The following is a 12,952-nucleotide window of genomic DNA, read 5'->3' as shown; positions in this document are numbered from 1 at the left end:
GCGATTTCGATCTGCGCGTGCACTGATGCTGGCGCCGCCCGTCCTGCTGCTGGACGAACCGACCTCGGCGCTCGACGTTTCTATCCAGGCTGAACTGCTCAATCTTCTGGCCGACCAGCGGGACGAGGGTAACCTAACCTATGTCCTGGTCAGCCACGACATGGCTGTCATCGGGCACATGTGCGATCGGGTTCTTGTCATGCAGGAGGGCGTGTTCGTAGACGAACTGACGCAAAACGACCTGCGGTCGGGAACGGTCCACGCCGCATATTCGCGCGAATTGTTGGCATCAACCTCTCTTTGAACTGCCACGTTCACGTCAAAGATCCTTCGTAGTGATGTATGAGGATCTGGTGAAGCACTCTCCCCGACGCTTGCGCCTGATCAGGCCGATGCCCAGAGTTTCGCTTTTCCAATCGCCCATCGCTGCAACGGCGTAGCGGTTGGGTTGACGATGGAGCGCTCGAAGCGGTCAGCGACAAAGAGACTGCCGATCACGGAGACGATGCAGACGAAGCTTTGTTGCGCGTCTGATGAATGCAACCGATACATGAATTCCCCCGTTTCCGCGGCCGGCCTGCAGTGCGGTTCCCGCCAAGGCAAAGAGCTCGTCCTGCCGCACTGGGAATGCCAAGTTTCTCAACCTGAACCACGGCTTTGCGCCCCATGTTAGACGCTGAACTGGCAGCTCACCTTATCCGGAAGCTGCCACCTGCATCTCTTGCTTCTTCCTGTTGCAAGGAGAGGGACTGTCTCACCAATTTGCCCGTCCTTGCATTTGTAGATGACCAGTCCTGATTTGGCTCAGCGTCCCTCCCGCCTTTGCCACTCTACAAAGTCTGCCTGCACCTTGGCGTTTGTCGCGGGATAGAGACCAATGATCGAGGCACCGTTGTTGACCTGTTCAAGGACAAAGTCTTCGAAGCTTTCCATCCCGCTGCATTCGTCTGCGATTTCTTCGGCAAGATGGGCTGGGATCACCATGACCCCATCACCATCGCCCAGGAGCACGTCGCCTGGGAAGACGGGGGCATCGCCACAGGATATGGGGACGTTGATGTCGAGCGCCTCATGCAGGGTGAGGTTGGTGGGAGCCGACGGACGCTGGTGATAGGCCGGCATGTCCAGCTTTCCGATCCCGTCTGCGTCTCGAAATCCTCCATCCGAGACGACGCCGGCGCAGCCGCGCATCGCGAGGCGGGTGACCAGGATGGAGCCTGCCGAGGCCGCACGGGCGTCCTTGCGGCTGTCCATGACCAGCACCCAGCCTTCGGGACAGGTGTCGACGGCGACGCGCTGCGGGTGGTCGGCATTGCGGAAGACGGTGATCGGGTTGCGGTCCTCCCGCGCCGGAATGTAGCGCAGCGTGAAGGCCTGACCGACCATGTTGCGCCCCTTCCAGGACACCGGCTGGACGCCCTGAATGAACTGGTTGCGAAGGCCCCGCTTGTAGAGCGCGGTCGCGACCGATGCGGTTGAGATCCTCATCAGCTTGTTGCGGGTGTCGTCGGAAAGCACGTAGTCGGACATCTTGTTCTCCGGATCTGGAACGTCAGTTGATCGCTGGCTCCTCGACCTTGGGGCCGAAGTCGGTTTTGAGGAAATCGAAGTCGCAGCCCTTGTCGGCCTGCTCGATGTGCTTGGTAAACATCAGGCCGTAGCCGCGGCCGTAGCGAGGCTCAGGGGCGACCCAGGCCGCACGGCGGACCTCCAGTTCGGCATCGCAGACAAGCATGTTCAAGCTCCGATTTGGAATATCCAGCTCGACCATGTCGCCCGTCTCCAGCAAGGCAAGCGGGCCGCCGACATAGGCCTCCGGGGCTGCATGGAGGACACAGGCGCCGAACGAGGTGCCGGACATCCGGGCGTCGGAGATGCGTACCATGTCACGCAGCCCGAGCTTCAGAAGTGCCTTCGGCATCGGGATCATGCCCCATTCCGGCATGCCCGGCCCGCCCTGCGGACCGGCATTGCGCAGCACTAGAACCGTATCCGGCGTCATCGGATAGTCCGGATCGTCGATGATCGTCTTCAGCTCCGCATAGCTGTCGGCCACCAGTGCGGGGCCACGGTGGTGGTGGAACTTGCGGTCGCAGGCGGCCGGTTTGATTACCGCGCCGTCGGGGCAGAGATTGCCTTTCAGGACGGCCAGCGAACCCTCATGATAGACTGGGTTGGAAAGTGGGCGGATGACATCGTCGTTCCACACCTTGACCAGTTCGAGCCCTTCGGTCAGCGGCTGTCCCGTCACGGTGATCGCGCTGGAATCCAGCTTGTCGCCGAGCTGCTTCATCAATGCCCGCAGGCCGCCCGCGTAATAGAAGTCCTCCATCAAGTAGGTTGTCCCGGAGGGCCGGATGTTGGCGATGACGGGCGTCGTGCGGCCGACGCGGTCGAGATCGTCCAGCTCCAGCGGCACGCCGCCACGGCGTGCCATGGCGATCAGGTGGATGATGGCGTTGGTCGAGCAGCCTGTCGCCATGGCGACAGTCACGGCGTTGGTGACGGCGGCAGGGGTCACGATCTGGTCCGGCGTCAGGTCCTCCCAGACCATGTCGACGATCCGGCGCCCGCACTGGGTCGACATGCGCTGGTGTCCGGCATCGGCTGCGGGAATGGAGGAGGCGCCGGGCAGCGTCAGGCCCATGGCTTCGGCAATCGCCGTCATCGTGCTGGCCGTGCCCATTGTCATGCAGTGCCCGTAGGATCGTGCGATGCCGCCTTCGATGCCCTGCCATTCCTCCTTCGAGATCGTCCCGGCACGACGCTCGTCCCAGAACTTGAACCCGTCAGTGCCGGAGCCGAGGTGCTTGCCGGCCCAGTTGCCACGCAGCATGGGGCCCGCCGGCAGGTAGACGAAGGGAAGCCCCATGCTGAGCGCTCCCATGACGAGACCTGGCGTGGTCTTGTCACATCCGCCCATGAGGACCGCGCCGTCGATCGGATGCGAGCGCAGCAGTTCCTCCGTCTCCATCGCCAGCATATTGCGGTAGAGCATGGTCGTCGGCTTGACGAAGTTTTCCGACAGCGAGAGCGCCGGGAGTTCCATCGGGAACCCGCCCGCCTGCAGGACGCCGCGCTTCACCCACTCGACGCGATCCTTGAAGTGCATGTGGCAAGGCTGCGCATCGGACCAGGTGTTGATGATCGCGATGATTGGCTTGCCCTCCCAATCGTGCGGGTCATAGCCCATCTGCATGGTCCGTGAGCGGTGCCCGAAGGAGCGCTGGTCGTCCGGCACCATCCAGCGGGCTGAACGCAATTGGTCATAGGTCTTGCGGCGGGTCATGGCGTTATCCAGTGAATGCAAAGGTAAACCAGATGAGGAGGACGGTGGCGGCAGCTCCGATGACTTCGGGCCAGTTGCCGAAGTCCGCCTCCGCAGTTTCGTCGACCGAGAACTCCGTCGGCGCGATGTCTTCGTCGCCCCTCATGAGATTGCGGTTGGTGTCGTCGTGATCGCTCATCGTCGGCTCCTCAGTTCAACAGGCTCGGAATGAAGAGGGCGATCTGCGGAAAGAACAGCACCAGCGTCAGCCCGACCACCTGCAGGGCGATGAACGGAAGGACGGCGGCAAAGATATCCTGCAGGCTGACCTCTTTCGGAGCGACCGACTTCAGGAAGAAGCAGGCAGGCCCGAAGGGTGGCGAGAGATAATAGATCTGGATATTCATGGCGAAGAGCACGCCGAACCAGATCGGATCGAAACCGAGGTCGATGACGACCGGCGCAAAGATCGGCACCGTGATGAACAGGATCGCAATCCACTCGAGGAAGGTCCCGAGCACCATCACGATCAGCATCATGACAATGATGACGGCAAGCGGGGGGACGTCGAGCGAGGTCAGGATGCCGCGCAGGAATTCTCCTCCGCCGATGCGGTTGTAGATGCCAATCAGGGCGACGGCACCGAGCACGAGCCAGATGATCGAGCCGACAGTCAGGACCGTCTGTCGCATCGCATCGCGCATCATCACCCAGGAGAGCTCCCGGCGCGCTGCGGCCACGACGATGGCGCCGACCGCGCCGACGGCCGCAGCCTCGGTGACGGTTGCGATGCCGGAGTAGATGATTCCGAGAACGGCGCCGATCAGGAGGCCGGGAAGGATGACGCCCTTCAGGAACGGCAGCCGCTTGACGAAGGGGAGACGGGTCTCGGGGATGTCGTAGATCGGCGCCATCGCCGGGTTAAGCCGCACCCGGATGAGGATATAGATGATGTAGAGCGAGGCGAGCAGCAGCCCCGGGCCAAGCGAAGCGGCGAAAAGCGCCGTGATGGAAACCTGTGCCGCAAGACCGTAGACGATCAGCACGACAGATGGCGGGATGAGGGTTGCAAGGGCCCCGGCGGCGCAGATGATCCCGATCGCGAGTTTCTTGTCGTACCCCAGGCGGAGCATCTGCGGCAGCGCGATGAGGCCCAGCATGACGATCTCGCCGCCCATGATGCCCGACATGGCCGCGAGGATGACGGCGACGATGCAGGTCTGAACACCAACGGAGCCGCGGAACCGGCCGCCGATGATCGCCATCGACTCGAAGAGCGAGTGCGCTATCCCGGAACGTTCGAGGATATTGGCCATGAACACGAAGAACGGCACCGAGATCAGCTCGTATTTGTGCAGGACTTCGGTGACATTGGCCGAGACGATGAAGAAGCCGGCTCGTTCCCCGAAGTAGAGAAGGGCGGTACCAAGCGAGACGAGCAGCGTCGTGATGCCAAGCGGGATGCCGATGGCCATCAGGGCCAGCAGCGATCCGACGATCAGGAGGGTGATGTATTCAATGCCCACCGAAGCTGTCCTTTTCCGTACGCTGGAACCAGCGAATGATGTTGGCGAGGAGCTGCAGCAGGTAGAGCACGCAACCGGTAAGGAGCAGGACCTTGAGATAGCTTGGCTGCAGGGAGTTCATGGCCGTGCCGGAAAATTCCGGACGCGAAAGGACCTTCATCGCAGGCCCCCAGACGGCGCGTGCGAGGAGAGAGACGGCAACGAGTGCGGCCAGCAGCTGAAGAAGACGAAAGAGACGCCAGACACGCGGGCCGACCAGCAGCTCCAGCATGGTGATGGAGATGTGGCGGTTGCGCTCGGTGACATAGCCGACCGCCAGCACCCATGCGGTGGCACAAAGCGTCATCGAAAGCTCGGTGGACCAACTCGTGGGCCGGTCGAAGCCATATCGCATGACCACTTCGAGGGCCGATGCGACGATGCAGGCAAAGAACAAGACAGAGCAGCTATGCCCGACAAAGACGCTGACGCGGTCCATGGATGAGGCGTAGCGCGCAAGAAGATCTTTCATGGTCCCCTCGATTGCGACAGGTGAAGGGCCCGGCCGAGTTCGGCCGGGTGCGTGATCAGTTTTTGAGGAGGCCGATCTTCTTCATGTAGGCGAGGTTGGCATCCAGAGCCTCCTGAGCCAGGTCGCTTTTCTCGGCAAATTTCAGCCATTCGGCGCGGGCGACTTCGCGCAACTGGTCGCGATCTTCCTGAGCCCAGTCGATGACTTCGATCTTGCCGCCGGCGCCATCGGCCTTCGCCTTCTCCTGGTCCTGCTGATCGACCACCTTGGTCAGGTCCTGCATGGCGGCGTACCACCAGTCACGCAAGGCCGTCTGATCTTCGGCGGAAAGATCCTCCCACGTCTCCGTGTTCATGGTGAACTGCATCAGCGGCATCGAGTGGATGCCGGGATAAAGCGGGAAGGGCGCGACGTCATGCAGGCCGGTAGCGACATTGTTGACATAGGCGGACGCATCGGCGGCATCGACGATGCCCTTTTCTAGGGCGCCATAGACTTCCGAGAACGGAATGGAGACGGGGCTGGCGCCCGCCGCGGCGAACACGGCCGAGGCCAGACCTTCCGGTGCCCTGATCTTCTTGCCTTTGAGATCTTCGAACGTCCGGATGGCCGTTCGCGCCGGCAACGATTCGCGGCTGTAAGGGCCGCAGGCGATGAGGTGCACTTCGCCACCGGTGACGTCATCGAGGATCTTCTGCTGAATTTCCTCGCCGCGGTCTTCCTTGCAGAAGTCGAGCATCTGCGCGGGAGTATCGTAACCTGAAATGAGATCGGCCATGATGGCGAAGGCCGGCTCGATGCCGGAAAAGTAGTTCACGGACGTGAAGTCGCCGTCCAGAACGCCGGCTGAAACGGCTTCGATCGTATCCTTGGCGGGTACGACAGATGCATTGGGGGTCAAGGTGATCTCGACGCGACCGTCGGTCATCTCGGAGATCTTCGGCAGCCAGTTCTCGGTGAGATACTGCATCGAAAAATCGCCGGCATTGAACGACGACTGGATCGAGTATGTCTCGGCATTGGCTGCCGAAGAGAGGCCGGCGACAGCGATGCCGGCAAGAAGAGCGTGTTTCAGGTGCATGGAATCCTCCCTGTGAAAACGATCGAGGACCTCCATCCCCGTAACAAATGCACTAATATATTAGTTTCGCACTGTCAACGGGTGCGCTATATTGAGGCAATAAAGGACACCAGATGACGACATTGCCCCACCGCGAAGCCGCGCCGGTCGCGAACATCCCGATCCGCAGGACGTCGACCTCGCATCAGCTTTATGAGCAATTGCGGGAGCGTATCATCGCGCTTGAGCTGCCTCCGGCTCTGCAGTTGTCGCGCAACGAGCTGGCCGAGGCTTACGGTGTGAGCCAGACGCCTGTGCGCGACGCGCTGCAGATGCTGGAAAAAGAGGGGCTGGTGGTGGTCTATCCGCAATCGAAGACGGAGGTGACCCGGATCGACCTGCGCCATGCCCGCGAAACGCAATTCCTGCGCATGTCGCTTGAGCTTGAAGTCGTGCGGACGCTGTCGACGGAGCCCGCCCATCCTGCCATAGATCAAGCAGCGCGCCTGGTGCAACTGCAGGAGACAGCGGTCAATATTGACGAGGACCTTGAACGGTTCGCTCTTCTCGACAGGCAGTTCCATCGCCTGATGTTCGAGGCCGCCGGCGTCCCCGACCTCTGGTCGCTTATCCAGTCCCGCTCAGGGCATATCGATCGCCTGCGCAAGCTTAATCTCATGGATCCAGGCAAGGCCGCAACCATTCTGGCCGCGCACCGAGAGATCGTCACTCACCTTCAGGCGCAAGAACTTTCATCCGCACAGGAGGCGGTGCGCCGGCATCTTTCCGGTACGCTGGCTAAGGTCGACGAGATCCAGCGGGCTCATCCGCAGTTTTTCTGACATGCTATCGCAGACGCGCCCGTTCATTGGGTCGTGGGTGCCATTTTCTCCTGCACGCCGTGCCGAACCCAAAATGGAGCTTCACGAGCCGGCGTCGCCTTGCCCGACGTGCCTTGGATCATCGCGCCATGGAAGCGCGCAAGCGTATCGGAGGAGCAAGGTCTTCCTTTGCTACTTCAACGGCGACGCGCTCTCGTGCACAAAGGTCAGATCCGATATTGGAAAGATGCACGGTGACGACGATTGATGAAATTGCAAAAGGTTCTCTATAACGCGATCGGGGCAGAAGAAATGCGCGTCATCAGTGTCGCTATCTTCTCGCCAGCGGCCGTGAACGCGGTTGGAAGAAATCCCCATCGAGCGGCTTGCGGAGAGATCTCTGTCCTCACGAAGCCGTGATGTCAATTGGTGTTGCAGCGGCTGAATATCAGGATACTTGCTACCCGGAGGCTTGAGCCCTGCAGGTGCACATTGAGTAGAACCCGACCCGCCCTCCTTCTCCTGATCGCGTCCCTGATCCCGGTTATCGTCCTGGCGGCGGCGGTTGGGCGATATTTCATCCAGGAACAACAGAGAGATCTGGACAATGAGGTGCACGAGCGGGCGAGCGTCCTGGCTGCGGCGCTGCAACGCGAACTGGACTCTCAAGTCAAGCTGTTGACGGTGGTTGCGGAATCGCCCCGCCTGGACCCACCGATATCGCGAAGGCCCTTCACGGAAATCGTGCGTCGCATGAGAGAGCGGATCCCCGAATGGGAGCAGGTTCGCATATCGGATAAGGAGGGCGATGTCCTCTTGGCGGTGCCACCGATGAAGGACGGCACTGCGCGCCGCGTGGTCGACCTCCCTAGTCATGAGATAGTCGTCCGAGACGGTGCGCCTGTCGTTGGCGACATTGCCCTTGGCCCGGGCGGCAATGCCGCCTTTGCGGTGAGGGTGCCGATTTCCAGAGAGGATCGGGTGAGGGCGGTTCTGTCCGCCGTCATCCGACCGACCATCGTTACCGATCTTCTTTATGGGAACGGCCTGCCGCCATCGTGGGCGGCCTGGGTTCTGGACGGGCGAGGCCGTCTCGTTACTTCAACCGGTGCGCCCGCACTGGCCGGCGGTGAGGCCACAGCCTTTGCCACGTTTTCGGGATCGGGGTTCGGTCTGGGTCGGCTCAATGACGGTGTGGAGCTTCGGGTTGCAGAGGCCGCTCTTCAAGGGACTCCTTGGCGGGTGAGGGTAGGTCTGCCGGTATCGGAATATCAGGCGCTCTCTCGAAAGGCATCGCTGCTGCTTGCCGGCGCGAGTTGCTTCACCCTTTTGCTGTCTGGATCAGCTGCTCTGCTGTTCTTGCGTGAAGCCCGCGCCAGAAATCGAGAGCGTGAGACAATTGCCAATTGGCAGCGCATGGACGCACTTGGAAAGTTGACAGGGCAGGCGGCGCACGACTTCAACAATCTCCTGATGGTGTTCCAATCCGGCGTCGATGGCATTTCGAGACGGCGGCACGACGAGCAGCGAGTGACGCAGCTTTTGACCCATATGGCGAGCGGAGTTGCGAGAGGCAAGACAATCACGCAGCGGCTGCTCTCCTTCTCCCGGCGTTCGAACCAAGGCGCCGAACGCATTGATCTGGACGTTAAGCTTGCCGAAACCCTCCCTCTTCTCCAGCAAGCGGCGAACGATTCGATCGTAATCGTAACAGACGTGGCGCCTGAGACATGGTCCGTGCATGCCGATCCGGCAGCGCTGGAAATCGCGCTCATCAACCTTGCTACAAACGCAAGAGAGGCAATGACCAGCGGGGGCGAGCTCCGGATATCAACGAGAAACGTCGCCGATGGCCGGGCGGAAGACCCGGAGCTGCGGGGCGAATTCGTGGCAATCACTGTGGCAGACACCGGGACCGGAATTGCCGCCGATGCGCTCAGGCGGGTGTTCGAGCCGTTCTACTCCGAGAAGAAGGGCAGCGCCGGTCTGGGACTGACCCAGGTTCACAGCTTTGCCAAGGGGAGTGGAGGCTCTGTAAGCGCGGTAAGTCTTCCTGGCCGCGGGAGTGCCTTTACCATCCTCCTTCCGAGATCGCGCGAGGAACGACCCGGTCAGGACGCCGTCGACGCGGCGGCCAACGAACTTCCTCGCTCGATCCTGATCGTCGATGATACCCCATCGTCACTGGAATCCGTCCGTTTGTCACTGGAGACGTTGATACCTGAGATCGTGAGTGCTTCGGACGGCAGTCAGGCTCTCAGACTGCTCCGGCAGCGCCCTGACCTGGAAGCAGTTCTGAGCGACATCATGATGCCAGGCATGTCGGGAATAGAGCTGGCGGCACATATTGCGCAGACGGACCGCCGCCTGCCGGTGGTGTTGATGACGGGCTACAGTGACAAACTGGAGGGAGGATCTGACCTGGGTCGTCCGGTCGTGGCCAAGCCGTTCAAGACGGAGGAACTCGCCGACGCATTCGCCAAAGCACGGGGTGCCGTCAACTCCACCAATGTCATCCCCTTGAAGGCCACATGAGACGGTCGATGCTCGTCATCAGAAGGGCGGGAACCCGGAGGTATCTGCTACGGCAGGCTCGATCCAAGATGGGAACTGCGGCACGGCTGACCATCAGGTCGAGCCGATTTCCAAACCATCAATCAGTTCGCTCTTCCCAACAACCGGCACACCCATTGATGCCAAGACGGTCGCCTCTGCTGTGGGGACATTTTCCAACGTCGTTGGCAACGTTTCCCTGGTCCTTGGTGAGCCCAAGGTGACTGGCGACGATAAGGAGACCTGGACTGTTGGCGGAAGCGACAAGAGAGCCTCCCTCCAAGCCCGAGTTTTATTTCTGGGTCCTTGTTCTGCTGCAGCCTGCGTTGGCGAGTGGTGGCGGGCCCTTCAACGAGCTCGAACCCGCCGCTGCTGGCAGTCAGAGAAAGTCCGGGGTGGTGACCCCCGGACATTCAGTCTTTCGTAGCGCCAGGTTCATTCGAGAACCTGTACGACAGTGTAGTCCTGCGGGTTTACGATCACCCGGCGCTCATTGACGTAAGTGTAGGCATACTGGGGGGCCTCAGGAACGGGCGTCAGCACGACCGTCCGTGGCAGGGGCTGGCCAACGGCGATCTCCTGCTCGACCACGATGGGCTGGGCCGGCACGGGCTGTTCGCGGACATAGGTGACAACCTGTTCTGGTGGTGGATCGATCGCCGAGCCAATTACTGCCCCGGCAATGCCGCCGACGGCCGCGCCGACCGGGCCGCCCACAACTGCGCCAGTAGCAGCGCCGCCGACCATACCACTCGTGGCGCCTTCCTGTGCCATGGCGCCGGTGGTGAACATTGCGACTGATGCCGCTGCAATGATAATCGTTTTCATGGCCATCTCCTCTTTGGTTGTGGCTGGCTATAGAACGATGTTGGACGCGCCGCGTTCCGCCGTAGGACTTAGGTCTGACACTCGCGCACCGGCACGCGTGTCAGATCTTTGAGAGCGCGGGCCGCGGCCTTCTGGCGATCCGGCACGTCAACTGAACATCTCATGAACAGCAACACCTGGGCTGCGGCGGCGGAGCGGAATCGTCGAGTCAGGGCGCGCCCGCTGTCGGGAAGCGCATCTGCGGCATGGCCGCGTCGCCGCCGATGCCCGAGGAAGATCGCCGGCCGCCGACCACGCCCTGCGCCGAGACCAGGGTCTTGGCAAGCGGTTGGCCGCCGAGGGGCCTGAGAAACCGCCGGAGAAAGGGAAAGGGATGGGGATGGGCGAAGGTCCTCAGCTGTGCGACGTCATCCAGACGCCCACCAGCGTCACTGCAAGTCCGAAGAACATCGCGACCGTCAACGGTTCGGAAAACAGCGCCCAGGCCCAGAGCATGGTGACGGGCGGGCTGAGATAGATGGCGGCACTCACCTTGGCGACGGGAAACATCCGCAGACTCTTGTAATAGATGCCGTAGGCCATGAAGGTCGCGATCAGCACCAGCCAGGCGATGCCGATGGCGAAGTCCGGCGTCATCGGCGGCGCAAGCCCGCCCTGAAGCAGCGCGCAGAGGCCGAAGAGCAGCGAGCCGGTCAGGCTGTGGATGCAAAGGCTCTGGTGCACCGGCATCGGCTGCGTCCGCCGGCGCCGGTAGAGCACGGACGCGAGCGCGAAGACCAGCATCGAGGCGACCGTCACGCCATAGGCCCAGAGCGGCGCCGTGCCGAAGCTCAACGTATTGAAGGAGACGATCAGCACGCCGGAGACGGCGATCGCGGTCCCGAGCCACTGCCGCCGGCTCAGCGGTTCTCCAAGCACCGGCTGTGACAGCGCCGCGATTGCCAGCGGCACGAGATCCGAGATCAGCGCCACGAGACCTGTCGGCACCCGCTGCTCGATCGCCAGCGCAAAGCCGCCGAGATAGAGGAAAACCGACATGACGCCGAAGAGCATCTGCTCGCGGATGCCGCGCCACTGCAGTTTCGGTCCGAAGGCGATCGCGAACGGCAGCAGGATCAGCCCGGAGATGAGCGTGCGCCAGAAGAGCAGCAGCGCCACGTTCGCCTCTTCGCTGGCATAGCGGATGCCCACGAAGCCGGAGCTCCAGCCGATGATCAGCAGCGCCGCCATCAGCGGCCACAGCAGGCGAGCGGATTTCTCTGCGGGGGAAGAAAGAAACTGATCGGTCATGCGGCCTCGAGCGTCTGATGCACACCCCATCTAGGGCAAGTGTGAGCGGCCATCACATGACAAATATCGATCGGTGCATGACCCGGCATTTTCAGTCGTCATTGTAAGTTGAAACCGAGCGCGGCGTGCGGCACAGTCCGATCGACAAGAGATGGCGATGAACCGATGCGCGAGTTGAACAACCGACGCCTGGAGATAGATGCGCTGCGCGTCCTGTCGGCGATCCGCAACCACGGCGGCGTCACCCGCGCCGCCGAAGCGCTGGGGTTGTCGCAGTCGGCAGTCAGCCACAAGATCAGGCGGCTGGAGACGAGCCTTGGCTGCGACCTCCTGAGCCGCCGACCCGGCGCGCCCCTGTTCACGGCCGAGGGGGAGGACCTCTTGGGCTACGCGTCACGCATCCTCGGACTGCATGACGAAGCGCTTCTCAGCCTGTCGAAGACGGCGCTCACCGGACGCCTGATGCTCGGACTGACGGAAGACACCACCTGCAGCGACCTTGCCCGCATCCTCGGCCGCTTCCGCCGCCTGCATCCGGCGGTCTCGGTGCGCACCCGGGTGCGCATGAGTACCGTGCTGCGCGCCATGCTGGAACAGGGCGAACTCGATGCCGCGATTGTCCAGCTCTTCATCCATGAGGTGCGTCCGGCCGATGTGGTGCTCTTTCGCGAAAGCCTCTTCTGGGTCAAGCATCCCGATCTGCCGCTGCCCCAGGAAGGTGCGGTTCCCTTTCTTTCCTTCGACGAGAGCTGCTTCTACCGCCAATGGGCCCTCACGTTCGGCCAGAACGGCAGTGGGGAGGGTGGCCGGCACGGCGGCATGGTGCTGGAAACCGTCTTCGAATGCTCCAGCGCCGCGGGCATCGTGTCGGCGGTGACCGCCGGCCTCGGGGTGGCGCTCCTCAACGAGCGCCACCTGCGGCCCGACATGCAGGTGATCGCCGAGGGCCTGCCGCAGCCGCCCGGTCTCGCCTATGTGGTGCGGCGCGCACGCAAGGCCCGCAATCCGGCGCTGGATACGCTGGTGGCGGAGATCCGCAGCGAGATCAGCCGCCACGGTGGTCTGGTTCTGGCAAGTTGAGTGGCGGCTGAACCC

At 62.1% G+C, this 12,952-nt stretch carries 12 protein-coding genes and 1 pseudogene; 4 read left to right on the top strand and 9 right to left on the bottom strand.

The window, feature by feature from the left end; genetic code table 11:
• Position 1 precedes the first annotated feature (1 nt).
• A pseudogene (locus EO99_RS0115985) lies at positions 2 to 304 on the top strand (ABC transporter ATP-binding protein); the annotation flags it as partial.
• Between the two features lie 80 nt (positions 305 to 384).
• Here EO99_RS0115985 and EO99_RS27505 read toward each other — a convergent pair.
• The 7 genes from EO99_RS27505 to dctP form a co-directional block, all read right to left on the bottom strand.
• Complete coding sequence (locus EO99_RS27505) at positions 385 to 552, bottom strand: hypothetical protein (protein WP_156034843.1); 168 nt, start codon at positions 550 to 552, stop codon at positions 385 to 387.
• Positions 553 to 804: 252 nt separating this feature from the next.
• Positions 805 to 1,530: a ribonuclease activity regulator RraA gene (locus EO99_RS0115980; RefSeq protein WP_029619627.1), complete on the bottom strand. Its 726-nt coding sequence runs from the start codon at positions 1,528 to 1,530 to the stop codon at positions 805 to 807.
• Between the two features lie 22 nt (positions 1,531 to 1,552).
• The gene (araD, locus tag EO99_RS0115975) at positions 1,553 to 3,289 is read right to left on the bottom strand and encodes an L-arabinonate dehydratase (RefSeq protein ID WP_029619626.1); all 1,737 of its coding nucleotides are present in this window, start codon (positions 3,287 to 3,289) and stop codon (positions 1,553 to 1,555) included.
• A 4-nt stretch (positions 3,290 to 3,293) separates the two neighbouring features.
• Positions 3,294 to 3,467 carry a hypothetical protein gene (locus EO99_RS27500; RefSeq protein ID WP_156034841.1) on the bottom strand — a complete coding sequence of 58 codons (174 nt, stop codon included), beginning with the start codon at positions 3,465 to 3,467 and terminating at the stop codon, positions 3,294 to 3,296.
• Positions 3,468 to 3,477: 10 nt separating this feature from the next.
• Positions 3,478 to 4,794, bottom strand: coding sequence for a TRAP transporter large permease (locus EO99_RS0115965; RefSeq protein ID WP_029619625.1), 1,317 nt, complete (start codon positions 4,792 to 4,794; stop codon positions 3,478 to 3,480).
• Positions 4,784 to 5,305 (bottom strand): TRAP transporter small permease subunit, encoded by a 522-nt coding sequence (locus EO99_RS0115960; protein WP_029619624.1) that lies wholly within the window; start codon positions 5,303 to 5,305, stop codon positions 4,784 to 4,786. Before EO99_RS0115960 ends, EO99_RS0115965 begins: the two co-directional genes overlap by 11 nt.
• Before the next feature lie 55 nt (positions 5,306 to 5,360).
• A complete protein-coding gene (gene dctP / locus EO99_RS0115955; RefSeq protein ID WP_029619623.1) occupies positions 5,361 to 6,386 on the bottom strand; it encodes a TRAP transporter substrate-binding protein DctP in 1,026 nt (341 codons plus the stop codon).
• A 113-nt stretch (positions 6,387 to 6,499) separates the two neighbouring features.
• On the opposite strand from dctP, the gene EO99_RS0115950 reads away from it, so the two are divergent.
• On the top strand, positions 6,500 to 7,207 hold the full coding sequence (locus EO99_RS0115950) for a GntR family transcriptional regulator (protein WP_029619622.1): 708 nt from the start codon (positions 6,500 to 6,502) through the stop codon (positions 7,205 to 7,207).
• Between the two features lie 471 nt (positions 7,208 to 7,678).
• A complete protein-coding gene (locus EO99_RS0115945; RefSeq protein WP_029619621.1) occupies positions 7,679 to 9,721 on the top strand; it encodes an ATP-binding protein in 2,043 nt (680 codons plus the stop codon).
• 453 nt (positions 9,722 to 10,174) lie between these two features.
• Here EO99_RS0115945 and EO99_RS0115940 read toward each other — a convergent pair whose 3' ends face one another.
• Complete coding sequence (locus tag EO99_RS0115940) at positions 10,175 to 10,567, bottom strand: DUF1236 domain-containing protein (RefSeq protein ID WP_029619620.1); 393 nt, start codon at positions 10,565 to 10,567, stop codon at positions 10,175 to 10,177.
• A 393-nt stretch (positions 10,568 to 10,960) separates the two neighbouring features.
• Complete coding sequence (locus EO99_RS0115935) at positions 10,961 to 11,857, bottom strand: DMT family transporter (RefSeq protein ID WP_029619619.1); 897 nt, start codon at positions 11,855 to 11,857, stop codon at positions 10,961 to 10,963.
• Positions 11,858 to 12,022: 165 nt separating this feature from the next.
• Here EO99_RS0115935 and EO99_RS0115930 point away from each other — a divergent pair, with 165 nt between their 5' ends.
• Positions 12,023 to 12,937, top strand: a complete 915-nt coding sequence (locus EO99_RS0115930; RefSeq protein WP_029619618.1) for a LysR family transcriptional regulator — start codon at positions 12,023 to 12,025, stop codon at positions 12,935 to 12,937.
• Positions 12,938 to 12,952: the final 15 nt, after the last annotated feature.

Source organism: Pseudorhizobium marinum (assembly GCF_000705355.1).
Lineage (GTDB): Bacteria > Pseudomonadota > Alphaproteobacteria > Rhizobiales > Rhizobiaceae > Neorhizobium > Neorhizobium pelagicum.
This window is presented reverse-complemented; position numbering and strand designations above follow the sequence as displayed.